A 24,231-nucleotide genomic window follows, 5' to 3' on the forward strand; every position below is an offset into this window, starting at 1 on the left:
AGAGCGCACCGCCTGGCTTCCATCCTTCTTGAGCTACTACAACACCCGCAGGCCTCATTCGGCCCTCGGTCATCGCCCTCCGGCTTCCCGCCTCGGTGGGAATAACCTATTGCAACTCAACACCTAGGTCGCAGCCAGCGCCGGCGCCTGCGCCGCAGCGGACTGGCCGCTCAAGGCGCTGCAGCGCGTTCAGTAGATGAAGATGGCGCCCCCCAGATCGTCACGGGCTTCCGACCCGACGGCGATGAAATCGCCTTCGCGATCAACGGCGAGAGACAGGCCCAGGCGGGCGTCGATGGTGGGGGTGGGAGCTTTCAAGCGGGCTTTGAGCTTCCACTCGCTCGCGACGTACTGGTACCGATAGACCGACCCCGATCCGGCGCGGCTGTCACTGGTGTCAGCGCTTGTTTCCGCAGGCCGTTGCAAGCCCGCCAGGGCACTGCGATCACCAGGCACACCCACCGACAAGTGCTGTCCGTCCGGACCGTTCAGCGCGACCACGCTGCCGAAGCGGGCGTACCTCGCGGGATTCTCGGCATTCAGCGTGGTATGGCACATCCAGGTGGTGCCGGCGCGTGACATCAGATGAACGATCCCGGCCTCCGGCACACCCTCTGCAGAAGCACCGGGATCGCCGATGGCGAGCAGGTCTCCCACGCGATTCAGGGACACCGCCGCACCGAAGCGGCGCTGGGTCGGTGCTGGCGATGCGGCTTGGTTGACGCAGGTGCTTTCATCGGTACTGGGGTACACCTCGTACTGAAACGCCCAGGACGCATCACGCTGGAACACCTGGACCGAACCGCCATTGGCGGCGCCGCGCGACGAGCCGGGCGCCCCCACCGCCATGTGCGAACCCACACCGCTGAACGCGATGGAGGACCCGAAATAGCTGCGCGAGCGAGCGTCCGGCGATGCACCTGCCAGGGTATTCACGGGCTTCACATAACGCTGCAGCGCCCACGCCGTGCCAATGCGCACAAAGCCGTACACCGCACCAAAGTCATACCCTTCGGTGGACGCACTGGCGTCAGCGTACTGATCCACGGCATCGGTGGCGTTGAAGCTGCCTTGCGCTTTGCTGTCTTCGAACGGCGCGCCCACAGCCATGAATTGGCCTATCGCGTCCATGGCCAGGGCACTGCCGAACGCGTCGTCACGTCCGGGGTTGGGTGGATAGATCACACTGCGAAAGGTCAGCACGTTGTCCGGCTGCAATTCGTAGAAGTACACCGCGCCGGCGTCGTGGGCTTGCACACCGGGGATGTCCGGCACCGTGTCGTCGCCGGGAGCACCCACTGCCAGCCAACGGCCGTCCTGCGAAAGGGCCAGGCTGTGGCCGAAACGGTCACCCACCGCGCCCGCGCCCTTGGTGAGACTGGGCAAGGCCACCCATGCGTTGCTGCTGTCGCGCGTGAACACTTTGACCATGCCCGCAGTCCCGTTGGCCTCGGGAATGCCCAGCACCAGAATCTCACGGGTGACGTCGCGCCTCGCGTAGGCCATCGACTCCACGGCCACCCGCTGGGCCATGCCCAGGCCGGCGATCGATTCGATGGAAGTGGCCAGATTGCCGGTCACCTTGAGGTCGGCGGTGACGGTGCACGAACTTGCGAGCGTCGAGGTGCAGGGGTGCACGCGAAAGGTCTGGTGCAGCAGGTCGGCCAGACTCAGGTTTGACAAGGCGTGGGTTTGTGTCGGCGCATCCACCGACGTCAGGATTCCCATGGACGCGGGCCCGAAATCACCATCGCGGTCGCCTTCCACGCTGTAGCGGGTGGCACCGCTCCAGGCGTCCCAATCGATGCGCAGGGACCGGTTCGCCAGCGCCGTGAGCGTGGCGGTCCAAGGCGGTGGTTCGGTGTCCGTGCCACCTGTGCCACCTGTGCCACCTGTGCCACCTGTGCCACCTGTGCCACCTGTGCCACCTGTGCCACCGCTACCGCCTGTACCGCCCGTGTTCAGACCCGAACCAGCGCCCGCGGACGCGGTGCCCGTCGGTTCTTCACCGCCCCCGCCACACCCTGCAAACAGGGCCACGGCCACGAGCCATGCAAGGTGCCTGCCCTTTGCCCACCCGATGAAAACGTTCATGTCCGCACTCCGTTGCATGGCCCCACGATAGGGGGGCAACCTGCGTCTGCCCATCGTGAGATTGTTCTAGGACGGGCCGGCTGTACGGCCGATGCAGCCGGGCCGACATCGGGCGTGGTGCCCGTGCCAGTGCACGTATCAGGCGGGGGAGAACAAGTGCACTGCGCCAGCGGCGGGCAACGGCGCCATGGGCCAGGGCCAGCGGCTGCGGGGTTCGAAGCGCGAACCCACGGCCAGCGTGCTGCCGTCCGGCGACAGTGCGATCGCCGAGCCGAAGGGCCGATCGTGCGATGGGCCGGGCAGCAGCGACGTCATGGCCTGCCACTGCCCGTGCTGGCGTCGAAAACGGTAGATCGTTGCCGCGTCGCCCGCGGCGATCGCGGCCAGGGTGCCGCCATCGGCCGAGAGCGTCAGGCGCTGCCCCAGCGCGGGGGCGTCAGGGGCCGCCCGCAGATGGGCCTGTGGTGTCCAGCCTGTGGCTGGGGTATGCGCGTGCACGTCGATGCGGCCCTGCGCATGGGCCACGGCCAGCGTCTGCCCGTCGGCGGAGAAGGCCAGCGCGAGCGCCGGGTCGTGCTCCGCGGGAGGCGGGCTCAGGGCATCGAGCGCCAGCGCCCAGCCGTCGCCAGCGGGTTCGAACAATCTCACCGCCGTGGCCCCGTTGGCCAGGGCCAGCAGGCGACCGTGGCCCGCGAGCGCGACGCGGGGAACGACTTCGGCACCGTCCGCAGCCCGGTGCGTCACCACACCGTCCAGAGCCCAGCGACGGGCGCGCCAGGTGAACACATGCGCCTGGGCTTGCGCGGCCGGACCCACCGCCGCCACGGCCAGCTCCGCACCGCTGTTCGAAAGGTCCATATCGACACCAAAGCGCTCGACGCCCTCGGGCGCCTGCAGGTGGGCCACCGGGGTCCATTGCGACCCGCTGCCCCGGAACACATGCACGCTGCCCAGCCCTGCACCCGGCTCGAAAGGCGCAGAGACGGCGATCGTCTGTCCGTCGTCGGACACGGCGACCGCGAAGCCGAAGCCACCGCCGGACGTGGGCGTGGATGCCTTCAGGTAGGCGATCTGGCGCCAGCCATCCCCATCGCGCTGGAACACATAGGCCGCTCCTGCGCCAGGCAACGCGTTGTCGGCACCGTCAGCGCTGCTGCGGCTGGCCTCCAGGTCGGCGCCGACCACGAGCACCTGCCCGTCGCGCGACAGCGCCACCGCAGAGCCGAACAGATCACCGCCATCACCGTTGTGCGACTGCACCCGCGCCAAGGCGCCGGGTGGCGACGACACCGCCGTGCGGGCCGAACCGAACGACCAGAGGGCAACCAGAACGAGCAACTTGAGGGCGATCAGTGCCCGAAGCGAGATGGGAGTCATGAGGAAAGCGGTAACGTGTTTGGACGGGGCTGCGCAGGCACAAACGCGCATCCTCGCGAGCCAACCCATGGCTCGCCATACCGCAATGGCGCTAGAAGCCGCGCGCCGTCGTCCTGGCAGTGACATTTGTCACGCTGGCGAACGCACTCAGCCCAGGTCAGAGCAAGGCTTGCAGCGGTTCGTCGGCGGGCACCGGCGTCGCTTGCGCCAGCGCGAGCCATACGTGGTGCGGCAGGGCAGGCACCGCACGCCGCGGCGCATCGCGCAGCACCTGCCAGCCTTCAGGTGCTTCAAGCAGCACGCCGCACTCGGGGGGCACGTCCCCGGCGTCGCCGATGGCGCGGCCTCGCGCGTCGCGCCCAAGCACGTACCACACCGCGCCAGCCATGCCGAGGTAGGCCTTTCGCTTGTTCTCGCGCCGCAGATCGGCACGCAGGTCGGCTCGACTGACCTTGATCTCGTGCACCACGGGCTCGAGCCAGTCCGCACGCGAACTGCGACGGATCGAGAACACATCGGGGCTGGCCAGGACCCACTCATTGCCACCATCGTCGCGCGCTAGCGGTGCACGCAGCGACAGGCCGCACCAGGCAATCCGGCCCTCGCGGCGCTGGGCCTGCGCCACGCGCCATACCAGTTGCTCGTGCGCCTCGCGCCGGGCACGGTTTCGCTGCTGTGCGTGTGCCAGCAAAGTGATGCCGGCGTCTGTGACTCGCAGGGTCTCGCGGCCGACGGCGTCGAAATGCCGTTCAAGAAACCCACTGGCGAGCAGGTCGACCTCGATCGCATCGTGGCAGGGCCAGCCGGCCGAGCGATGCATTTCGCGCAAGCGCTGGTGGTGCGTCCGGGTCAGGGGCAAGGCGTCCATCACGCCCCGTATGATGCCTCGCGCTGTGACCCCGAGACCACCCGATCCTGCCGACGAACTGCCCCGCGTGGGTGTTCGCAGCCTGTGCGCGTTCGCCGCGCGTGTGGGCGACCTGGACCACCGGTTCACGCCGGCGCCCAGTGCACTGGCCGGCATCGAGGGGCATGCCACGGTGACGGCGCGCCGGCCCGCGCACTACCAGCGCGAGCGCACGCTGGCAGCAGCTTGCGCGGGGTTGTGGCTGCAGGGTCGCGCCGACGGATGGGATCCGTTGGCCCAGCGCATCGAGGAGATCAAGACGCATCGTGGCGACCCGGTACTCGTCGCCGACAACCAGCGCGCCCTGCACTGGGCGCAGGCCATGGTCTATGGCTGGCTGCTGTGCGAAGCCGAGTCGCTGGACACGATCGAGGTGGCGCTGGTTTACTTTGACGTCGACAGCGCGCGCGAGACGATGCTTACGCAGCATTGCACACGCGAGGCATTGGCCGCGCACACGCAGGCGCTGTGCGAGCGCTACGCGCAGTGGGCGCATCAGGAGCAGCAGCATCGGCGCGCACGCGACGCCGCGCTGGCGCGATTGCCATTTCCGTTCGATGGCTATCGCGCCGGCCAACGTGAACTCACCGAAGCGGTGTTTCGCGCGCAACGCGCCGGACGGCACTTGCTGGCACAAGCGCCCACGGGCATTGGCAAGACAGCCGCGACGCTGTTCGGCGCGCTGCGCGCCATGCCGCTCAACGCAAGCGACCAACTGCTGGTGCTCACGCCAAAGGGCACCACGCGAACCGTGTCGCTCGACGGCCTGCGCGCACTCGGTGCACAACCCCTGCGTGTGCTCGAACGCATGGCGCGCGACAAGACCTGCGAACATCCCGACAAGGCATGTCATGGCGAAGACTGCCCGCTGGCGCGCGGCTTCTACGACAGACTGGCTGCGGCGCGCAGCGCTGCCGTGCAGCGTGGCTTTCTCGGCCGCGAAGCCTTGCGCGAGATCGCGCTGGCGCACGGCATCTGCCCCTACTACCTGGCGCAGGAGATGCAGCGCTGGGCCGACGTGGTGGTGGGCGACGTCAACCACTGGTTCGACCTCAACGCACAGGCGTGGGCCATGGCGCAAGCCGAGGGCTGGCGCGTGCAGTTGCTGATCGACGAGGCGCACAACCTGGTCGAGCGCGCGCGTGCGATGTACAGCGCCGAGCTCGATCCGATGCGCTTTGCGGCCTGGCGCGCGCAGGCACCGCGCACGCTGACCGTAACGATGAACGCGTTGCACCGTGCCTGGGGCGCTCTGGCGCGCGACTGGGCTGGCGACACCACGATCGGCGATGAGCTGCCCGGCGAATTCGTGCACGCCTTGCGACGCCATGTGAGCGTTCTTGTCGATTTCCTGGCGCAGCACCCGCAGGCGGGCGTCGCACTGCAGCCCTGGTTGTTCGAGGCCTTGCACTTCCTGCGCGTGGCCGATCGTTTCGGCACGCACTCGGTGTTCGAACGCAGCCCCGGCATCGCTGCGCGCCGCGGTCGTCCGCGCCCGCGGCTGGCGCTGCGCTGCCTGCTGCCGGCCGAGCTGCTGCGCCCGCGCTGGGCCGCTGCTCACGCGGCCACGATGTTCTCGGCCACGCTCGCCCCCATGGCCCACGCGCAACGACTGCTCGGACTCGACGAGCGCACCGCGCAGATCGACGTGCCCTCGCCCTTCAGTGCCACGCAGTTGTCGGTGCGCATTGCGCACGGCCTGTCCACGCGTTGGGTCGATCGCGCGCGCACGCTGCCGCGGCTGGTGGATGAGCTGGTGGCCCAGGTGCGTGCCACGCCTGGCAAGCACCTGGCCTTCTTCAGCAGCTTCGATTACCTCGAGCAAGCGCTGGCCGCCTTCCAGGCCGCGGCCCCCGAGGTGCCGGTGTGGGCACAAGCGCGCAGCATGGACGAGGCGGCGCGCGCGGCCTTCCTCGCGCGCTTCACGCCGGGCGACACGGGCCTGGGCTTCGCGGTGCTGGGCGGCGTTTTCGCCGAGGGCATCGACCTGCCGGGTGAGCGGCTGGTGGGCGTGAGCGTGGCCACGCTGGGCCTTCCCCCGCCCGATCCGCTGACCGAAGCGCTGCGGGAGCGGCTGGAAAAGGCCGGGGGCGCCGGCTGGCGGGATGCCTACCTCATCCCCGGCCTGCACAAGGTGGTGCAGGCCGCGGGCCGGCTCATCCGCACGCCCGAGGACCGCGGCGCTCTGCTGCTGCTGGACCGCCGCTTTGCCGACGCCGAGGTGCGCGCGTTGCTGCCCGCCTGGTGGGGCCTGGGCTGAACCGCTCAGCCGTCATCGCCGTTGAATTCGCTGTCGGCATCCACCGGCGCCGGTGGGCGCGTGACGAGCACGCGGTCGATGCGCCGGCCATCCAGCGCGAGCACCTCGAAGCGCCAGCCCGCGCCGTCCACGTGCTCACCGCGCTGCAGCAGGGTGCCTGCCATTGCGTGCATCAGGCCAGCGACCGTGGCATAGCGGCCCCGGTCTTCATCGGGGAAGGCGTCGATCTCCAGCCGCGACTTGAGCTCGGCCACCGGCATCGCGCCCTCGATCTCCCAGGCGCCGTCCTCGCGCTGGCGCGCCCACGCATCCACCGGTCGCTCGGGTGAGAGCTCTCCGGTGATGGCCTCGAGCATGTCCCGCGGCGTGAGCAGGCCCTGCACCACGCCGTATTCGTCGACCACGAACACCATGCGCGTGGCACGGGCGCGAAACTGCTCAAGCAGTTCCATGCCGGTGAGCGTCTCCGGCACGAACACGGCCGGCTCCACGTGTTCGCCGATCGGCCCCGCTTCGCCGCGCGCTTGCAGTGCCAGCAGCTGCGGCACGTGAATCACACCCACCACGTCCTCCAGGCCGTTGCGGCACACCGGATACCAGGAATGGCCGCTGCCCCAGGCCTTGCGCAGGGCCTCGTCGACGCCGTCGCGCGCGTCCAGCCATTCGATCTCCGAGGCCGGCAGCATGATGGAGTTGATCTGGCGCTCATCGAGGCCGAACACATTGCGCACCATGCGGTGTTCCTGCGCCTCGATGATGCCGGCATCGAGGCCTTCGGCCAGGCTGGCACGGATCTCCTCTTCCGTGACCACCTGCGCCGCAGCGTTGTCCACCCGCAGCAGTTTGAGCATCCATTGCGTGGTGTGCGTGAGCAACCAGACGAATGGTTTCGCGCCGGTGGCCACCGCAGCCATCGGGCGCGATACCCAGCGCGCCACCGCTTCGGGGTAGAGCTGGCCGATGCGCTTGGGCACCAGCTCGCCAAAAACGATGGTGATGAAGGTGATCACGGTGACCACGATGGCCGTGGCCAGCACGCTGGAGGTGGTGTCGTCCAGCCCCATGCCGAGGAACCACTGGCCGAGGTCGTCGCTGAACGCGGCCTCGCCCACGATGCCGTTGAGCATGCCGATGGAGGTGATGCCCACCTGCACCGAAGAGAGGAACTGCGTGGGATTCTCGAGCAGCACCAGCGCCGTGCTGGCGCCTTTGTCCCCTTCCTCGGCCATGGCGTTGAGCCGCGCCTTGCGGCTGGAGGCCAGCGCCAGCTCCGACATCGCGAACGCGCCGTTCAGCAGGGTGAGAAAAACGATCAGGACAATATCCATAATGCCTGTATGTCACTGTATCTGATAGGCGATGTGCAGGGCTGCGACGAGGCACTCGGTCGACTGCTCGACACGGTGGGCTTTTCGCCCAGCCGGGATCGCCTCGTGGTGATGGGCGATCTGGTCAACCGCGGCCCCGCTTCGCTGGCCGCCATGCGCCGCATCATGGCGCTCGGGCACAGCGCGCAGACGCTGCTCGGCAACCACGACCTGCACCTGCTGGCCACCGCCCACGGCGTGCGCAAGCCGCACCGCCACGACACGCTGCAAGAGATCCTCGCCGCGCCCGACCGCGATGCCCTGCTCGACTGGCTGCGCCAGCGCCCGCTCGCGCTGATGGAGCGCGGCTGGCTGCTGGTGCATGCGGGCGTGCTGCCGCAATGGAGCGCCACCGACGCGCTCGAACTCGCCCACGAGGTCGAGACCGTGCTGCAGGGGCCCGACTGGGTGGACTTCCTGCACCGCATGTACGGCAACACGCCCGCGCGCTGGGTGCCCACGCTCGACGGTGCCGACCGGCTGCGCCTGATCGTCAACGCGTTCACGCGGCTGCGCTTCTGCACGCCGGACGGGACCATGGAGTTCGCCACCAAGAGCGCCGCGGCCGCGCCGCCCGAGGGCCACCTGCCCTGGTACGCCGTGCCCGGCCGACGCACGGCCGACGTGCCCGTGGCATTCGGCCATTGGTCGACGCTGGGCAGCCTGCGGGAGCCGAACCTGCTGGCACTGGACACCGGCTGCGTCTGGGGCGGCTGCCTCACCGCAGCGCGCATCGGCACGGTGCGTGGCGAGTTCGAATGCATCGAGGTGCGCTGTGCGCAGGCGCAGGCGCCGGGCGCCGACTGAAGCGCCCGCTCTCGCTCAGCCGCCCTCGGCGGGGCTGGGTGCCTTGAACAGCGCGGGCACCTTGCGTCGCGTCTTGATGTTGGGCGACACGCTGCGCGGTGCCGCGCTGCGTTGCGCGGTCTCCCACGCGGGCGGTGCGTCACCGCTGGCCTTGGCCTCGTAGGGCTGGTCGAACAACGGGTCGGCCGGGGCGCGGGGTGCGCGCGGTGCTGCGGGTGGGCGCGGCGCACGTGCCTCGCGCACCGGCTGCTCACGGCCGGCCGGCTCGTCGCCCCGCTGCCACGCGCGCTGGCCGTCATTGAAGCGGCCCGCCGGACGGCGGTCGGCTTCGAGCTCAAGCGCCTCGATCTCAAGCTTCTTGCCCAGCAGCTTTTCGATATCGGCCACCAGCCGGGTATCGCGCGCGCTGACGAACGACACCGCCAGCCCCGAGGCCCCGGCGCGGCCGGTGCGCCCGATGCGGTGCACGTAATCCTCGGCGTTGAACGGGATGTCGAAGTTGAACACCGCGGGCACGTCCTTGATGTCCAACCCACGTGCAGCCACGTCGGTGCACACCAGCAGATCGACGGTGCCCTGCTTGAACGCGTCGAGCGCCTTCAGGCGCTCGTCCTGGCTCTTGTCGCCGTGCAGCGCGGTGGTGTTGAGGCCGTCGCGCTCAAGCGAGCGCGCCAGGCGCGCACAACCCAGCTTGCTGTTGACGAACACGAACGCCTGCTTGAGATCGCGCTCGCGCAGGATCTGGCGCAGCGTGGCGCGCTTGTCGTCGTCGTCGACGCGGTAGAAGTGCTGCTCCACGGTGGACGCGGTGGCGTTGGAGCGCGCCACTTCCACGGTGATCGGGTCCTGCAGGTAGCTGTTGGCCAGGCGCTTGATCTCGGGCGAGAACGTGGCCGAGAACAGCAACGTGGTGCGCTGCTTGGGCAGGTAGGAGAGGATGCGCTGCAGATCGGGCAGGAAGCCGATGTCGAGCATGCGGTCGGCCTCGTCGAGCACCACGTACTCGACCTGGTTCAACACGCAGTTCTTGGCTTCGATGTGATCCAGCAGGCGCCCCGGCGTGGCCACCAGCACCTCCACGCCCTTCTTGAGCTCGGCGGTCTGGGGCTTCATGTCGATGCCGCCGAACACCACGGTGCTGCGCAGCTGCGTGTACTTGGCGTACAGCTTGACTTGCTCGGCCACCTGGTCGGCCAGTTCGCGCGTGGGCAGCAGCACCAGCGCGCGCACCGGGTGGCGGGCGGGCGAGGTGGAGGCGTTCTCGTGCTTGAGCAGGCGTTGCAGCAACGGCAGGCTGAAAGCCGCCGTCTTGCCGGTACCGGTCTGGGCCGCGCCCATGACGTCGCGCCCGGTGAGCACCTGCGGGATCGCCTGGGCCTGGATGGGCGTCATGGTCTCGTAGCCCATTTCGGCCACGGCCCTCGCGAGCGCCGGCGCGAGGTTGAGTTCGGAGAAGCTTTGGGTCATGTCGGGTCGGTGGGTGACCCACCCCGGCAACGCCAGGGCAGACCACGAATTAGCCCGCTATTGTCGCATCCGGGCCGTTTTGAGGCGCCAACACCCACCGGAACGCTCAAAGTGTCGCCGCCTTGAAGGTATCGCAGGCGCGGACATCGCCCGTTTCCAGCCCCTTGTGGAACCAGCGCTGGCGCTGCGCGCTGGTGCCGTGGGTGAAGCTGTCGGGCACCACGTGGCCCTGGCTCTTGCGTTGCAGCGCGTCGTCGCCGATGGCCGCGGCGGCGTTGAGCGCCTCCTCCACGTCACCCGGCTCGATCACGCCGCCCGTCTTGTGGTTGTGGTGCGCCCAGATGCCGGCGAAGCAATCGGCCTGCAACTCCAGTCGCACCGACAGGGCGTTGTATTCGCGCTCGCTCACCCGCCGGCGCGCCTGCTCCATCTGGTCGGTGATGCCCAGCAGGTTCTGCACGTGGTGGCCGACCTCGTGCGCGATGACGTAGGCCTGCGCGAAGTCACCCGGTGCGCCGAGCTGGCGGCGCAGCGTGTCGTAGAAGCTCAGGTCGATGTAGACCTTCTGGTCGCCCGGGCAGTAGAACGGCCCCATGGCCGACTGCCCGGTGCCACAGGCCGTGGGCGTGGCACCGCGAAACAGCACCAGGCGCGGCTTCTGGTATTGCACACCGGCCTGCTGGAAGATCGGGCCCCAGGCGTCTTCGGTGCCGCCCAGCACCGCCGCCACGAAACGGCCCATCTCGTCGTTAGGCGCTCCGGTCTGCCCTTGCTGTTGCTCGACAGGGGCTGGCGCCTGCAGGCCGCCGCCGTCGAGCGCGCCGAGGATGGTGAGCGGGTTGATCCCGAACAGCCAGCCCGCGATCAGCGCGATGACGATGGTGCCGAGCCCGATGCCCCGCCCGCCGCCGATGCGCGGCATGCGCCCGCCACCCGGACTGTTGCGGCGGTCTTCGATCTGGTCGGACTGCCGGTTGTTTTCCCACTTCATCGCGCGCCTCCTGGGCCGGTGGACCGGCATGGGCGCGATGGTAGGCCAGCTTTCAGGCCTTGGGCAGCGTGACCCCGACCTGGCCCTGGTACTTGCCGCCGCGGTCCTTGTAGGACACGTCGCAGACCTCGTCGCTCTCGAAGAACAGCACCTGGGCGCAGCCCTCGCCGGCGTAGATCTTGGCCGGCAGCGGTGTGGTGTTGCTGAACTCCAGCGTCACGTAGCCTTCCCACTCGGGTTCGAACGGCGTGACGTTGACGATGATCCCGCAGCGCGCATAGGTGCTCTTGCCCAGGCAGATGGTGAGCACGTTGCGCGGGATGCGGAAGTACTCCACCGTGCGCGCCAGCGCGAAGCTGTTGGGCGGGATGATGCAGTGGTCGCCATGGAAGTCGACGAAGCTCTTCTCGTCGAAGTTCTTGGGGTCGACCACCGTGCTGTGGATGTTGGTGAACACCTTGAATTCGGGCGCACAGCGGATGTCGTAGCCGTAGCTGCTGGTGCCGTAGCTGATCACCCGCCGGCCATCGACCTGGCGTACCTGCCCGGGCTCGAAGGGTTCGATCAGGCCGTGTTGCTCGGCCATGCGGCGGATCCACTTGTCGCTCTTGATGCTCATGGGGCGCGATTGTAGGCAGCAGCGCGGCGCCTTACCCGAGTTGTCATCGGGCCTACACGCGAGTGACATGGGGCGCCACAAGACTGCGCGCGTCCTCAACCTTCGCTTCTGCCACCATGACGCCCCACTCCAGCTTGCGCCGTCGCGCCATGACCAGTCTTGCCGCCACCCTGGCCTCTGCCTTGCTCATCGCCTGCGGCGGCGGCAGCGACGCCGCGCCGCCCTCGCCCGCCAGCCCACCGGCGCCTGCCGCCGCCTTCACGCTGCAGGTGCTGCACGTGGCCGACATGGACAGCGGCGGGGACCTGGTGACCAATTCCAAGGGTCTGTCGGCACTGGTGAACACCTTCCGCGCCGCCTACCCGTCCAACACGGTGTTCCTGTCCTCGGGCGACAACTTCATCCCGGGGCCGTTCTTCAACGCGTCCGACGACGCTTCTCTCGCGCCCGAACTGGGTGCGGCGGGCGCCGGCCGCGGCGACATCGAGATCCTCAACCTCATGGGCCTGCAGGCGTCGGCCGTGGGCAACCACGACCTGGACCTCGGCACCAACTTCTTCAACGCGCTCATCAACGCCGGTGGCGGCTGGCGCGGCGCGCAATTCCCATACCTCTCGGCCAACCTCGACTTCAGCACCGACAGCAACCTCAACGCGCGCGTGGTGGCCGATGGCGGCGACGCTGCCACCCAGGCCAACCGCCTGGCGGGCAGCACGGTGATCACGGTCAATGGCGAGCGCATCGGCATCGTGGGCGCCACCACGCCCACGCTCGCCAGCATCACGTCCACCGGCAACATCACCGTGCGCCCGGCCGGCACCGATATCGATGCCCTGGCGGCCGAGATCCAGCCGAAGGTGGACGCACTCACCGCGACCGGCATCGACAAGGTGATCCTGCTCGCGCACATGCAGCAGATCAGCGTGGAGCAGGCCTTGGCCACGCGCCTGCGCGGGGTCGACCTGATCGTGGCGGGCGGCTCCAACACCCGCCTGTTCGACGCCGACGACCGCATCCGCCCCGGCGACACCAGCCAGGGCACCTATCCGCTGCGCTACACCTCGCCCACCAGCGAACCGGTGCTGGTGGTGAACGTGGACGCCGACTACAAGTACCTCGGGCGCATCGTGCTGCCGTTCGACGGCGCGGGCCGCATCATCCCCGCCCGCCTGGACGCCGCCCTCAACGGCGCCTGGGCCACCGACAGCGACGGCCTGTCGCGCGCCGGCACCAGCCTGGCCAACGCCACGGCGGGCGTGGTCACCATCGCCGACAAGATCGCCGCGGTGATCGCCGCCAAGGACGGCAACCTCTTCGGCGCCGCCAGCGTGTACCTCGAAGGTGACCGCAGCTTCGTGCGCAACGAGGAGACCAACCTCGGCCATCTCAGCGCCCAGGCCAACCTGCGCTACGCCCGGGCCAATGGCGAGCCGTCCACCGCGGTCTCGCTCAAGAACGGCGGTGGCATCCGCGCCTCGATCGGCGCCTTCGACATCGCGCCCGGTGCCACCAGCGGCACCAAGGGGCCCACGCGCGCCAACGCTGGCGTGGGCAAACAGGCCGGCGACATCTCCCAGCTCGACATCGAGTTCGCGCTGCGCTTCAACAACGGTCTGAGCGTGCTCAGCGTCACCGCGGAAGAGCTCAAGGCACTGCTCGAACACGGCGTGGCCGCCCTCGGCAACCAGGGTCGCTTCCCGCAGGTGGCAGGCCTGCGCTTCAGTTACGACCCGGCGCAGCCCGCGGGCTCGCGCATTCGCACCCTGGTTGTGGACGACCCGGACGGCAGCGGCCCGATCAACACGCCCGAGGTGGTCTACAGCGCCGGTGCGCTCGCCGTGGCGCCCGGCACCGCCTACCGCCTCGTCACGCTCGGTTTCCTGGCCGATGGCGGCGACGGCTACCCGTTCGCAGGGCTGTCGGCCCCCAACCGCGTGAACCTGCTGGTGGGCAGCGGCTTCACCGCGCCGGGCAGCGAGCAAAAGGCCCTGGCCGATTTCCTGATCGCCACCCACCCGCGCGCCACCCCCTACGCCGAGGCCGACACCCCGGCGGCCCAGGACACGCGCATCCAGAACCTCTCGCTGCGCGCCGAAGCCCTGCCCTGAAGACACTTCATCCGCGAGCATCGGGCCTTCGGGCCCCTTGTTAGCGTCTTGGATGGGAATGGTTCGCATTTGTGTTTATACTGGTGATGTGAACCGGAACGCCTCACCCACTGCGCCCCCCCCAGCACCCACCGCGACGCCGGCATCCCTCGCCCCGCGCGTCGCGTTCGCAACGCTCAGCGACGGGCGGCGCGAGGTCTACATCGAGCATGCCGGGCAGGTATACCGCCTCAGCCTCACCGCGCAGAACAAGCTGATCCTCACCAAGTAGGCATCGCGTGCCGGCCATGCCCTGTCCGGTTGTCGACGGCCGGGCGACAACGGCTGGATGACCCTGCACCGCAGTTTCCCAATTTTCAGTAATTCCTGAAATTTCAGGCCGATGCGGCTACAGTGCCGACCATGCCGCTGCAAGACCACCTCCCACCCCTCAACCGCGAGTTCGTTGCCCACTTCGGGGAGATGGGCAGCCGCTGGGGCATCAACCGCACCGTGGGGCAGATCTATGCCCTGCTCTACCTTTCGTCCGAGCCCCTGTGCGCGGACCAGATCGCCGAGACGCTGGAGTTCTCGCGCTCCAACGTGAGCATGGGCCTGAAAGAGCTGCAGGCCTGGCGCCTGGTGCGGCTGCGCCATTTCCCGGGCGAGCGGCGCGAATTTTTCGAGGCGCCAGCCGATGTGTGGGAAATCTTCCGGGTGCTGGCCGAAGAACGCCGGCGCCGAGAGATCGAGCCCACGCTGTCGATGCTGCGCACCGCGCTGCTGGAGACGCCGGGCAATGACGCCGAGCGGCACGCGCAGCAGCGCATGCGCGAGATGCACGACCTCATCGACCGCCTGATGACCTGGTTCGATGACGTGCAGAAGCTTGCGCCCGAGACGGCCTTGCAACTCATGGGTATGGGCGCTACGGTGACGCGTGTGCTCGAACTCAAGGACCGACTGACCGGCAAGGGCGCGGCCGCACGCGCCGCGCGGGAAGACAAAGCCGCCTGACTCCACGAAAGATCGCCCGATGGACCTCGACACCCTGCTGCTCTCGCGCATCCAGTTCGCTGCCAACATCAGCTTTCACATCCTGTTCCCCACCATCACCATCGCGTTGTGCTGGTTCCTGCTGTTCTTCCGCATTCGCTTCGTGCAGACGCGCGACGAGGCCTGGGAGCAGGCCTATTACTTCTGGACCAAGGTGTTTGCGCTCACCTTCGCGCTGGGCGTGGTCTCGGGCATCGTGATGAGCTTCCAGTTCGGCACCAACTGGCCCGGCTTCATGGAGAAGACCGGCAACATCTCCGGCCCGCTGCTGGGCTACGAGGTACTCACCGCGTTTTTCCTCGAGGCCAGCTTCCTGGGCATCATGCTGTTCGGCCGCGGCCGGGTGAGCGAACGCGTGCACCTCATCGCCACCTCGCTGGTGGCACTGGGCACCACGCTGTCGGCGTTCTGGATCCTGAGCCTGAACTCGTGGATGCAGACGCCCGCGGGCTTCGAAATCGTCAACGGCGAGTTCGTGCCGACCGACTGGCTCGCCATCGTCTTCAACCCCTCGTTCCCCTACCGGCTGGCGCACAAGCTGCTGGCCTCGGCGCTCACCGCCTCGTTCCTGATCGCCGGCCTGTGTGCCTGGCAACTGCTCAAGGGCTCTGCCACCCGCGGCACGCACAAGGCACTGCGCACCGCCGCGTTCGCCGCGATCATCGTGGCGCCGCTGCAGATCTTCGTGGGCGACCTGCACGGCCTGAACACGCTGGAGCACCAGCCGGCCAAGATCGCCGCCATGGAAGGCATCTGGGAAACCGAGAAGGGTGCGCCGCTCACACTGTTCGGCATTCCCGATGAAGAGGCCGGTACCACGCACTTCGCGGTCAAGATCCCCAAGCTCGCGAGCCTTATCCTGACGCACGAGTGGGACGGCGAGATCAAGGGCATCGCCGATTTCCCCGACACGCACCCGCCGGTGGCGCCGGTGTTCTACGCCTTCCGCGTGATGGTGGGCATGGGCTCGCTGATGCTGCTGGTGGCGCTCTGGAGCGCCTGGAAGCTCTGGCCGCAGCGCCACGCCACGCAGACCAGCCTGCCGCGCCCGCTGCTGTGGACGCTGGCCGGCATGACCTTCTCGGGCTGGCTGGCCACACTCGCGGGCTGGTACGTCACCGAGATCGGCCGCCAGCCTTTCATCGTCTACGGTGCGCTGCGCACCGCGGACGTGGCCACGCAGATCGCGCCGCCCTACGTGGCCGTCACGCTCACCGCCTACCTCATCGTCTATGGCCTGCTGCTCGTCACTTACGTGGGCGTGCTCAAGCACATGGCGGAAAACCCGGTGAAGCCCGCCCCGGAAGCGCCCCAGGGCGAACTCGGCAAGGCCGGCGTCTGAACACGCGGAGACACACACGATGACCTGGGCCGAATTCCTCCCCCTGTTCTTCATGGCCGTGATGGGCCTGACCCTGCTGGCCTACGTGGTGCTCGACGGCTACGACCTCGGCGTCGGCCTGCTGCTGCCCCTGGGCACCGACGCGCAGAAGGACACGATGATCGCCAGCATCGGCCCGTTCTGGGACGCCAACGAAACCTGGCTGGTGCTGGGCGTGGGCGTGCTGCTGGTGGCCTTCCCCAAGGCACACGGCATGGTGCTGCAGGCGCTCTACCTGCCCGCGGCCATCATGCTGATCGGCCTCATCCTGCGCGGCGTGGCATTCGACTTCCGCGTCAAGGCGCCGATTCAATACAAGGCCTTCTGGAATGGCGCCTTCTTCACCGGCTCGCTGGTGGCCAGCATGGCGCAGGGCTGGATGCTGGGCAGCTACATCACCGGTTTCGACAACGGCGGCATCGGCTGGCTGTTCAGCCTGGGCATCGCCATCACGCTGCCCGCGGCCTACACACTGCTCGGCGCGGGCTGGCTGATCATGAAAACCGAGGGCGACTTGCAGCGGCGCGCGGTGTACTGGGCGCGGCGCGTGCTCTGGCCCATGGGCGCCGCACTGCTGGCGATCTCGGCGGCCACGCCGCTGGTGAACGCCGCCGTGTTCGACAAATGGTTCGGCGTGCCGCAGATCTTTGCGCTGCTGCCGGTGCCCCTGATGTGCGCCGCCGCCTTCTTCGCGGTGCGCTGGGTGGTCACGCGCCCGAACGTGGTGGACGCCGGCTACGGCTGGCTGGTGTTCGTCAACACGGTGCTCATCTTCGTGCTGGCGTTCTTCGGCCTGGCCTACAGCATCTTCCCGGACATCGTGATCGGCCGCCTCGACGTGTGGGAAGCCGCCGCAGCCACGGGTTCGCTCACTGTCATCTTCATCGGCGTGGCGATCACGCTGCCGGTGATCGTGGCCTACACGATCTTCATGTACCGCGTGTTCTGGGGCAAGGCGCGCGAGCTGAGTTACAGCTAGATCGCGTCCGTCATCAAACGTGCACAAGCGCACACCTGACCCGCTGATCTAGTGCGAACGCTGTAGCGACAAGAGCACCCGCGTTTTCTACGCTGCCTGTTGGTTTTCGACACAACAGGCAGGGATGGGATTCGATCGGTTCATTGCGCGCGCTTGCACCGCGGCGCTGGTGTGCATGGCAGCGCCTGGCGCTGCGTGGGCACAAGCCCCTGGCGACCTGGGCGACGCTGCAGCACGCGACAACGCAGAACAGCGCCGCGCTGCGGAGCGTGAGCGCCGCCAGCGCGAGGCGCTGCAACCGGGTGTCGATGTGCTCGGCCCGCCCGCGACGGCCCCCGACGCCCGCGATTGGCCAGCACACGAGTCGCCTTGCTTCTTCATCGAACGCGTGCTGCTTCGGGGTGATGCAGCGGCCTCGTTCGGATGGTTGCTGATCGATCTGCAGGATGGTCCTGACGCCGCTGTGGGGCGCTGCCTCGGCACGCAAGGCGTCTCGCTGGCGGCGGCACGCGCGCAGCAGTGGCTGATCGAGCGCGGCTTCATCACCTCACGCATCCTGCTCGAATCGCAGGACCTCTCGCAGGGTACGCTCGCGCTCACGCTGCTGCCCGGGCGCATCAGCGCCATCCGCCTTGCTGAGGGAACGTCGACGCGCGCCACGCTGCACAACGCGCTGCCGGCGCGGGTGGGCGACATCCTCAACCTGCGCGAGATCGAGCAAGCGCTGGAGAACCTGCGGCGTGTGCCCACGGTGCAGGCCGACATCCAGATCGCCCCGGGCGCCGAGCCTGGCCAGAGCGAATTGATCGTCCGCTGGCAGCAGGCGCTGCCGCTGCGTTTGAACCTGTCACTGGACGACGGCGGCTCCCAGGCCACGGGCCGCTACCAGGGCAACGCCACGCTCAGCCTCGACCACGCACTGGCGATCAACGACCTGTTTTATCTCTCGTTGGGGCGCGACCTGGGGGGCGGCATGCCAGGCACGCGTGGAACGCGCAACGCCAGCCTGCACTACGCACTGCCCATGGGCCACTGGGCCCTGGCACTCAACGCCAGCCGCTACCGCTACGTCCAGACCGTGGCCGGGCTGAACCAGGACTATCGCTACAGCGGCCGCGGCGCGCAGCAGGACGTCACGCTCTCGCGCGTGGTGCGCCGCAACGGCGCCAGCAAAACCTCGCTGCAGCTGCAGGTCTTCGCGCGCCAGTCGGCCAACTTCATCGACGACACCGAGATCGCGGTGCAACGCCGGCGCACCGGCGGCTGGGAGCTCGGTGCGCAGCACCGCCACCACGTTGGACGTGGCGAGCTGAATCTGAGTGCCGCCTTCAAGCGCGGCACCGGGGCCTTCGGCGCACGTCCCGCGCCCGAGGAGGCGTTCGACGAAGGCCGCTCGCGGTTTGCGTTGGTGAGTGTGGACGCCGGGTGGTCACAACCGTTCGAGGTGGCGGGCCTCTCGCTGCGCTGGCGCAGCCACTGGCGCGGTCAGCGTGAGCGCACGCCGCTCACCCCGCAGGACCGCTTCGCCATCGGCGGGCGCCACAGCGTGCGCGGCTTCGATGGCGAACGCAACCTGCTCGGCGAGCGCGGCTGGTGGTGGCGCAACGAGTTGAGCGTGCCGCTGGGCAACACGGGGCAGCAGCTCTATGCGGGCATCGACCAGGGCCGCGTGGGCGGCCCCAGCGCGCAGTGGCTGGCTGGCCGGCGACTGGCCGGCGCGGTGCTGGGCCTGCGCGGTGGCTGGGCAGCGCTGCAGTACGACGTGTTCGTCGGCACGCCGCTGCACCGGCCAGCGGGATTTCAGGGTGCGGGCTCGACCGCCGGTTTCCAGCTGCACGCGAGTTTCTGAGCACAGGGAGAACCAGCGCATGAACCGGGGTCGATACAAGGAAGCGGTATCAACTGCCTTCGAGGGATACAAGCGTGAGATGAGTACCGTGAGCATTGCCGCTGAGGAGGGGCCAAATCCGCTCGTCACGCTGTGCGAGAACGTCTTGAAGACTCTTGGACAGCGACCAGGTCGAATTTACGAGGGACGGCATGATGACATCACCGTCATTACCCCCGTTGTGGACGCCGCAAGGGCCATGGGAGAGGCGGCATCCGACACACTCAAGAGCAAATTGCCACCTGCTGCGCCACAAGCGTAGGCTCTATGAGCGCCGTTGGTGCGATGCGGCTGGACATCGGCGAATCGCGCAGCAACCGCCACGCCGGCACCCAGGCCGGCACATTCGCGTGGACCAAGCCACAAATCACCGAGAACCGCGGCCAGTTCGGCGGGGGAGTGCGTGGCAGCACACGCACTGGTGGGCGGCCTCAGCGGGGGCGCGGGCGGGGCAGCTGGCGCTGGGCTGGGCTCGCTCTCGGCCAACACGCTCAATGAACTCACCGCGGACATGCCCGATGGCGTCAGGCAGCTGGTGGGCGCGGGCCTAGCCGCGGGCATCGGCGTCATCGCCGCTGGCACTGCGGGCGCCGCTGCGGCGTTCAACGCGGACGTGAACAACCGGCAGTTGCATCCGGGTGATCGCGAGCTGGCCAGGGACCTCGCCCGAAAGAGCGCGGGAAAGTACTCGGTGCAGCAGATCGAGGAGCAGATGCGCCTGATGGGCAACCGGGCCTACAACGCTGAGCCCAACACCGCCGAGGTGCTCACTGACATGAACGCCATCGTGGATAGCCTCAACAAGGACCCGGGCATGCCCAAGACCAGCGATGGCCGCGCGGTGGTGGAAGTACCGGGCCAGCCCAACGCGCAGATTCAGCAGTTCATCATGAGCAACACCACGGACAACGCGGGCTACATTCCGGGCGTGTCGCCTTATGTGGGCAGCAAGACCGAAGGCCAATCTCTGCCATACGGGTCGAATACACCAGCGACGACGGCCGCGCGCTGCGCCAACGGCGATCTGGCGTGTATCTCGGGGGTGGGGGCGCAGCAGTCGAGCATTCCGGAGTTGAGTGATGCGGCGAGAAATACGATCGCCAGTGGAGCGGAGGCTACAAGTCGGGCAGCAGGGGTTGTGGCGGCTGGGGCAACGGCTGTTGCTGCACGGGGAGGGCCCTACGGGAGGCCTGCCCAAGCTGCAGCGGTAGGAGCTACGGCCATTGGCACCGCGGCGGACGCAATTGGGCAGATCGTGCGCCCAAATGTTGGGGAGGCATTGCAAGACGCCATGCTCACCACATTTCAAGAATGGGCAGATAGAAAAATGCCAGGAATCGCACCCGCAACGAATGAAGTAGTCGAGGCGTGGAAAGCTTCTGGAAGTTCTAAGTCGCTTGATTCCTGGGTCAACGAACAGTGGAAAGCGTTTCTTGAAAGGACCGCGAAATGAGGCTTCGACTGCTCAACAAAGGGCGACTGACGGGAGTGGGCACGCTCGCGTGTGTAATTCTTTCCGCTGCTCTACTCGCGTACACGTTCTTCGTAACTGAAATCCGTTGGCTCGGTGTTGCAAGCCTGATTCTGGCGTTGGTGCTTCTGGGTATTGCCGGCCTTAGCAATTCAGCAGCCTCAGTGGGAATTCCACCACCGTTCGAAAAAGACCCGCTCGGCTGGCGCAAGGCAAAGAGGACCTACGAAGAGCCACAAAGCCCAAACAAGCCGAACGAGCATTGAAAACCGCCCGCACTGGCGACGCCGAGAGCGGCATCGCGCCGATCTTCGACAAGGAGCGGGTGAAGGATGAAGTCGATGCCCAGGTGCACATCACCAAGGCGTTCGGGCAGCAGGCGAGCAAAGCGATCGGCGATTACGCGGGCAAGAAGTACAACGAGCTCAAGGACACCGACCCCGAAGAAGCCGCCAAGTGGGCCGAGGGCGGCACCTACCGCGTGGCAGCGCACACACTGGTGGGTGGCCTCTCCGGGGGTGCGGGCGGCGCAGCGGGCGCTGGGCTGGCTTCGCTCTCGGCCAACACGCTCAATGAATTCACCGCGGACATGCCCGATGGCGTCAGGCAGCTGGTGGGCGCGGGCTTGGCCGCGGGCATCGGCGCCATCGCCGCTGGCACTGCGGGCGCCGCTGCGGCGTTCAACGCGGATGTGAACAACCGGCAGTTGCACCCGGGTGAGCGCGAGCTGGCCAGGGACCTCGCCCGAAAGAGCGCGGGAAAGTACTCGGTGCAGCAGATCGAGGAGCAGATGCGCCTGATGGGCACCCGCGACAAGGTCTGGTTCGAAGGGCTCTACAGCCAGGGCGAAGGCGGCGAGGTGAGCTTCGCGCAATACAAGCTCGCGGTGCAGACCTACGTGCGCTTTCTGGCCGACCCCGAAGGCAAGACCATCGAAGTGGCGTTTCCGGATCGGTGACGGATTGCGGACATGGGCAGGCCCAGCCCGCTCAACCTGTCAACGCGATTGGCCTGCCACCACCGTGCGCTGCACCACCCGGTCATCGCCCAGCACGATCAGCGCAAACAGCAACTCGTCCAGGCTGTCGGCCTGCGCCGTCTTGCGCGCCAACAGCGGCGTGGCCTGCGGGTCGAGCACCACGAAGTCCGCCTCGCAGCCGGGCAGCAGGTTGCCGACCACGCCGTCGAGCCCGAGCGCACGCGCCGCGCCCGCGGTGTGTTGCCACCACAGCTGGCCGGGCGTGAGGCTCAGGCCGGGTTTGGTCTGGCCTTCGCGGCCCACCACGTAGGCCGCGAGCATGGTGCGAAAGGGCGAGAAGCTGGTGCCGCCGCCCACATCGCTGGCCAGGCCGTAACGCATGCCGGCGGCGTCAGCGGCCTGATAGTCGAAGAAGCCACTGCCGAGGAACTGGTTGCTGGTGGGGCTCACCGCCGCCGCAGCGCCGGCGCGCGCCATGTGCTCGCGGTCGGCGCGGTCGAGGTGGATGCAGTGCGCGTAGATCGCGCATTCGCGCAGCAGGCCGAAGTCGTCGTAGACGCCCAGGTAGCTGCGGCTGTCGGGGAACAGCTCGGCCGCCCAGCGCACCTCGTCCAGGTTCTCGGCCACGTGCGACTGGATCCACACGCTCGGGTACTTCGCGGCCAGTTCACCCGCGCCGCGCAGTTGCGCGGGCGTGCTGGTGGGTGCAAAGCGCGGCGTGATGGCGTAGCCCAGGCGGTCCACGCCGTGCCAGCGCTGGATCAGCGCCTCGGTGTCGATCAGGCTCTGCTCGGTGTCGTCGCGCACGCCGTCGGGGCTGTGGCGGTCCTGCAGCACCTTGCCGGTGATGAAGCGCAGGCCGCGTGCCTGGGCCGCTTCGAACATGGCGTTCACGGACGACGGATGCGAGGTGGCGAACGTGAGCGCGGTGGTGACGCCGTTGCGGGCGAGTTCGTCGAGGAAGAACTCGGCCACGCCGCGCGCGTAAACCGGGTCGGCGAAGCGCGCCTCGTGCGGGAAGGTGTAGTTCTCCAGCCAGGGCAGCAGGCCCGCAGCGGGCGCGCCGATCACGTCGGTCTGCGGGTAGTGGATGTGCAGGTCCACAAAGCCCGGCGCGATGAGAAAGGGCCGCAGATCTTCCACCGCCACACCGGGGTAGCGGTCGATGAGGGCAGCATGCGCCCCTGCGGCCCGCACCACGGCACGGCCTTGGGCATCGGGGCCGATGACCAGCAGGCCGTCGTCGTCGTACAGGGGTTGGCCGCTGGCGTCGTCGAAACGCAGCAGCCGGGCGCGGTAGGCTTTCATGGGCGCGAGCTTATCGCTGGGCGCGCGCGGCAGCATATGACAGCGCCGATGACGGCCATCGCAGACCGCGACGACGCTCGGCGGCGGCCATCAGCGGCCGAGCTTGCCCTGCACGCCGTCCACCAGCCAGCTCATCTCGAGGATCTGCGCGTCCGTGAGGGCCTGACCGGGCGCGATCACGACCTTGCCGGTGTTGTCGCGCACCGCCTTGCCCTTGGCGGCGAACACCGGCAACCGGCCCGCGGCCATGTCGGCCTGGCGCGCGTTCACCTCTTTCTGCACCGCTTCGGGCACCTTGCGGCCGAAGCCCTCCACGCGGATGAAGCCCGCGCCCACACCACCCCACACCTGCTCGCTGCGCCAGCTGCCATCCAGCACCGCCTGCACGCGGCGCGTGTAGTAGTCGTCCCAGCGGTGCGTCACGGCCACCACCTGGGCGTCGGGCGCCACGCTGCGCATGTCGGAGTGGTAAGCCACGGCAAGGCGGCCGCGCTCCTGCGCGGCCACCATCACGGCGGTGCTGCCGGTGTGAAAAGCCAGCACCTCGACGCCCTGGTTCATGAGCGTCATGGCCGCATCGCGCTCGCGCGGCGGGTTGAACCACTCGCCCAGGAACACCACCTTCACCGTGGCCTTGGGGTTCACCGATCGCATGCCCAGGGTGAAGGCGTTGATGCCCTGGATCACCTCGGGAATGGGAAAGCCCGCCACATAGCCGGCTTGCGTGGCCATGCGGCCTGCGGCCACGCCCGCCAGATAGCGGCCCTCGTAGTAGCGCGCGTTGGCGGTGGCCACGTTGGGTGCGGCCTTGTAGCCGGTGATGGATTCGAACTTCACGTTCGGGAACTCGCGCGCCACCTTCAGCGTGGGCTCCATGTAGCCGAAGCTGGGCGTGAAGATGATCTGGTTGCCCTGCTGCGCGAGATCGCGGATCACACGCTCGGCGTCGGCGCCTTCGGGCACGTTCTCCACATAGGTGGTCTGCACCTTGTCGCCCAGCGTGGCCTGGACCGCCAGGCGGCCGATCTCGTGCTGGCGCACCCAGCCCGCGGCGGTGAGCGGCGCCACATAGACGAAAGCCGCCTTCACCGGCGGGGTGACGGGCTGCTGTGCGTGGTTGATCGGAGAGAAAAACAAGGCGGCCAGAGCCGGCGCAAAGGCGCGCCAGGCCGCGAGGTTTTTGTACATGGTGT

Annotated in this window: 22 protein-coding genes; 13 read left to right on the forward strand and 9 right to left on the reverse strand. The window is 68.2% G+C overall.

What is annotated here, in order from left to right:
* A partial coding sequence (locus M3149_RS18795) for an integrase core domain-containing protein (protein ID WP_251711062.1) occupies positions 1-127 on the forward strand: 127 nt, incomplete at its 5' end.
* 62 nt (positions 128-189) lie between these two features.
* Here the strand turns inward: M3149_RS18795 and M3149_RS18800 are convergent.
* The 3 genes from M3149_RS18800 to M3149_RS18810 form a co-directional block, all read right to left on the reverse strand.
* Positions 190-1,767 (reverse strand): FG-GAP repeat protein, encoded by a 1,578-nt coding sequence (locus tag M3149_RS18800; RefSeq protein WP_251711024.1) that lies wholly within the window; start codon positions 1,765-1,767, stop codon positions 190-192.
* Positions 1,768-2,232: 465 nt separating this feature from the next.
* A complete protein-coding gene (locus M3149_RS18805) occupies positions 2,233-3,471 on the reverse strand; it encodes an FG-GAP repeat protein (RefSeq protein ID WP_251711025.1) in 1,239 nt (412 codons plus the stop codon).
* Between the two features lie 157 nt (positions 3,472-3,628).
* Positions 3,629-4,339: a hypothetical protein gene (locus M3149_RS18810; RefSeq protein WP_251711026.1), complete on the reverse strand. Its 711-nt coding sequence runs from the start codon at positions 4,337-4,339 to the stop codon at positions 3,629-3,631.
* 25 nt (positions 4,340-4,364) lie between these two features.
* Here M3149_RS18810 and M3149_RS18815 point away from each other — a divergent pair, with 25 nt between their 5' ends.
* Positions 4,365-6,638 (forward strand): ATP-dependent DNA helicase, encoded by a 2,274-nt coding sequence (locus M3149_RS18815; protein WP_251711027.1) that lies wholly within the window; start codon positions 4,365-4,367, stop codon positions 6,636-6,638.
* Between the two features lie 5 nt (positions 6,639-6,643).
* Here M3149_RS18815 and M3149_RS18820 read toward each other — a convergent pair whose 3' ends face one another.
* Entirely contained in the window at positions 6,644-7,966 is a 1,323-nt protein-coding gene (locus M3149_RS18820) for a hemolysin family protein (protein ID WP_251711028.1), read from the reverse strand.
* Between the two features lie 9 nt (positions 7,967-7,975).
* On the opposite strand from M3149_RS18820, the gene M3149_RS18825 reads away from it, so the two are divergent.
* Entirely contained in the window at positions 7,976-8,812 is an 837-nt protein-coding gene (locus tag M3149_RS18825) for a symmetrical bis(5'-nucleosyl)-tetraphosphatase (RefSeq protein ID WP_251711029.1), read from the forward strand.
* Positions 8,813-8,827: 15 nt separating this feature from the next.
* Here M3149_RS18825 and M3149_RS18830 read toward each other — a convergent pair whose 3' ends face one another.
* From M3149_RS18830 to dcd, 3 genes are all read right to left on the reverse strand, one after another.
* Positions 8,828-10,279 carry a DEAD/DEAH box helicase gene (locus M3149_RS18830; protein ID WP_251711030.1) on the reverse strand — a complete coding sequence of 484 codons (1,452 nt, stop codon included), beginning with the start codon at positions 10,277-10,279 and terminating at the stop codon, positions 8,828-8,830.
* A 106-nt stretch (positions 10,280-10,385) separates the two neighbouring features.
* Positions 10,386-11,270, reverse strand: coding sequence for a KPN_02809 family neutral zinc metallopeptidase (gene ypfJ / locus M3149_RS18835; protein WP_251711031.1), 885 nt, complete (start codon positions 11,268-11,270; stop codon positions 10,386-10,388).
* A gap of 52 nt (positions 11,271-11,322) precedes the next feature.
* Positions 11,323-11,889, reverse strand: coding sequence for a dCTP deaminase (gene dcd / locus M3149_RS18840; RefSeq protein ID WP_251711032.1), 567 nt, complete (start codon positions 11,887-11,889; stop codon positions 11,323-11,325).
* Positions 11,890-12,005: 116 nt separating this feature from the next.
* Between dcd and M3149_RS18845 the strand changes: the two genes are divergently transcribed.
* The 10 genes from M3149_RS18845 (at position 12,006) to M3149_RS18890 (ending at position 21,709) form a co-directional block, all read left to right on the forward strand.
* A complete protein-coding gene (locus M3149_RS18845; protein ID WP_251711033.1) occupies positions 12,006-13,997 on the forward strand; it encodes a bifunctional metallophosphatase/5'-nucleotidase in 1,992 nt (663 codons plus the stop codon).
* A gap of 58 nt (positions 13,998-14,055) precedes the next feature.
* Positions 14,056-14,268, forward strand: coding sequence for a hemin uptake protein HemP (hemP, locus tag M3149_RS18850; protein ID WP_251711063.1), 213 nt, complete (start codon positions 14,056-14,058; stop codon positions 14,266-14,268).
* Positions 14,269-14,399: 131 nt separating this feature from the next.
* Complete coding sequence (locus M3149_RS18855; RefSeq protein ID WP_251711034.1) at positions 14,400-14,993, forward strand: GbsR/MarR family transcriptional regulator; 594 nt, start codon at positions 14,400-14,402, stop codon at positions 14,991-14,993.
* Between the two features lie 19 nt (positions 14,994-15,012).
* Positions 15,013-16,374 (forward strand): cytochrome ubiquinol oxidase subunit I, encoded by a 1,362-nt coding sequence (locus M3149_RS18860; RefSeq protein ID WP_251711035.1) that lies wholly within the window; start codon positions 15,013-15,015, stop codon positions 16,372-16,374.
* Between the two features lie 19 nt (positions 16,375-16,393).
* Positions 16,394-17,392 carry a cytochrome d ubiquinol oxidase subunit II gene (locus M3149_RS18865; protein WP_251711036.1) on the forward strand — a complete coding sequence of 333 codons (999 nt, stop codon included), beginning with the start codon at positions 16,394-16,396 and terminating at the stop codon, positions 17,390-17,392.
* A 124-nt stretch (positions 17,393-17,516) separates the two neighbouring features.
* Entirely contained in the window at positions 17,517-19,241 is a 1,725-nt protein-coding gene (locus M3149_RS18870; RefSeq protein WP_251711037.1) for a ShlB/FhaC/HecB family hemolysin secretion/activation protein, read from the forward strand.
* Positions 19,242-19,260: 19 nt separating this feature from the next.
* Positions 19,261-19,542, forward strand: coding sequence for a hypothetical protein (locus tag M3149_RS18875; RefSeq protein ID WP_251711038.1), 282 nt, complete (start codon positions 19,261-19,263; stop codon positions 19,540-19,542).
* A 249-nt stretch (positions 19,543-19,791) separates the two neighbouring features.
* Positions 19,792-20,733 carry a hypothetical protein gene (locus M3149_RS18880; RefSeq protein ID WP_251711039.1) on the forward strand — a complete coding sequence of 314 codons (942 nt, stop codon included), beginning with the start codon at positions 19,792-19,794 and terminating at the stop codon, positions 20,731-20,733.
* Entirely contained in the window at positions 20,730-21,017 is a 288-nt protein-coding gene (locus M3149_RS18885) for a hypothetical protein (protein ID WP_251711040.1), read from the forward strand. The genes M3149_RS18880 and M3149_RS18885 overlap by 4 nt, the downstream gene beginning before the upstream one ends.
* A complete protein-coding gene (locus M3149_RS18890; RefSeq protein ID WP_251711041.1) occupies positions 21,014-21,709 on the forward strand; it encodes a hypothetical protein in 696 nt (231 codons plus the stop codon). The genes M3149_RS18885 and M3149_RS18890 overlap by 4 nt, the downstream gene beginning before the upstream one ends.
* 39 nt (positions 21,710-21,748) lie before the next feature.
* On the opposite strand, the gene guaD is transcribed toward M3149_RS18890, so the two are convergent.
* Together guaD and M3149_RS18900 are read right to left on the reverse strand one after the other, a co-directional pair.
* Positions 21,749-23,038, reverse strand: coding sequence for a guanine deaminase (guaD, locus tag M3149_RS18895; protein WP_251711042.1), 1,290 nt, complete (start codon positions 23,036-23,038; stop codon positions 21,749-21,751).
* A gap of 90 nt (positions 23,039-23,128) precedes the next feature.
* Positions 23,129-24,226 carry a BMP family ABC transporter substrate-binding protein gene (locus tag M3149_RS18900; protein WP_251711043.1) on the reverse strand — a complete coding sequence of 366 codons (1,098 nt, stop codon included), beginning with the start codon at positions 24,224-24,226 and terminating at the stop codon, positions 23,129-23,131.
* Between the last annotated feature and the right edge of the window lie 5 nt (positions 24,227-24,231).

The organism is Hydrogenophaga intermedia (assembly GCF_023715105.1).
In the GTDB taxonomy this organism is placed as follows: Bacteria; Pseudomonadota; Gammaproteobacteria; order Burkholderiales; family Burkholderiaceae_C; genus Hydrogenophaga; species Hydrogenophaga intermedia_A.

Coding starts and splice junctions, on each gene's coding strand:
- M3149_RS18870 (WP_251711037.1), top strand. CDS start 17,517: ATGGGATTCGATCGGTTCATTGCGCGCGCTTGCACCGCGGCGCTGGTG.
- M3149_RS18875 (WP_251711038.1), top strand. CDS start 19,261: ATGAACCGGGGTCGATACAAGGAAGCGGTATCAACTGCCTTCGAGGGA.
- M3149_RS18810 (WP_251711026.1), bottom strand. CDS start 4,339: ATGGACGCCTTGCCCCTGACCCGGACGCACCACCAGCGCTTGCGCGAA.
- M3149_RS18885 (WP_251711040.1), top strand. CDS start 20,730: ATGAGGCTTCGACTGCTCAACAAAGGGCGACTGACGGGAGTGGGCACG.
- M3149_RS18820 (WP_251711028.1), bottom strand. CDS start 7,966: ATGGATATTGTCCTGATCGTTTTTCTCACCCTGCTGAACGGCGCGTTC.
- M3149_RS18860 (WP_251711035.1), top strand. CDS start 15,013: ATGGACCTCGACACCCTGCTGCTCTCGCGCATCCAGTTCGCTGCCAAC.
- M3149_RS18900 (WP_251711043.1), bottom strand. CDS start 24,226: ATGTACAAAAACCTCGCGGCCTGGCGCGCCTTTGCGCCGGCTCTGGCC.
- M3149_RS18855 (WP_251711034.1), top strand. CDS start 14,400: ATGCCGCTGCAAGACCACCTCCCACCCCTCAACCGCGAGTTCGTTGCC.
- M3149_RS18830 (WP_251711030.1), bottom strand. CDS start 10,279: ATGACCCAAAGCTTCTCCGAACTCAACCTCGCGCCGGCGCTCGCGAGG.
- M3149_RS18880 (WP_251711039.1), top strand. CDS start 19,792: ATGCCCGATGGCGTCAGGCAGCTGGTGGGCGCGGGCCTAGCCGCGGGC.
- M3149_RS18805 (WP_251711025.1), bottom strand. CDS start 3,471: ATGACTCCCATCTCGCTTCGGGCACTGATCGCCCTCAAGTTGCTCGTT.
- dcd (WP_251711032.1), bottom strand. CDS start 11,889: ATGAGCATCAAGAGCGACAAGTGGATCCGCCGCATGGCCGAGCAACAC.
- guaD (WP_251711042.1), bottom strand. CDS start 23,038: ATGAAAGCCTACCGCGCCCGGCTGCTGCGTTTCGACGACGCCAGCGGC.
- M3149_RS18865 (WP_251711036.1), top strand. CDS start 16,394: ATGACCTGGGCCGAATTCCTCCCCCTGTTCTTCATGGCCGTGATGGGC.
- hemP (WP_251711063.1), top strand. CDS start 14,056: ATGGTTCGCATTTGTGTTTATACTGGTGATGTGAACCGGAACGCCTCA.
- ypfJ (WP_251711031.1), bottom strand. CDS start 11,270: ATGAAGTGGGAAAACAACCGGCAGTCCGACCAGATCGAAGACCGCCGC.
- M3149_RS18845 (WP_251711033.1), top strand. CDS start 12,006: ATGACGCCCCACTCCAGCTTGCGCCGTCGCGCCATGACCAGTCTTGCC.
- M3149_RS18825 (WP_251711029.1), top strand. CDS start 7,976: ATGTCACTGTATCTGATAGGCGATGTGCAGGGCTGCGACGAGGCACTC.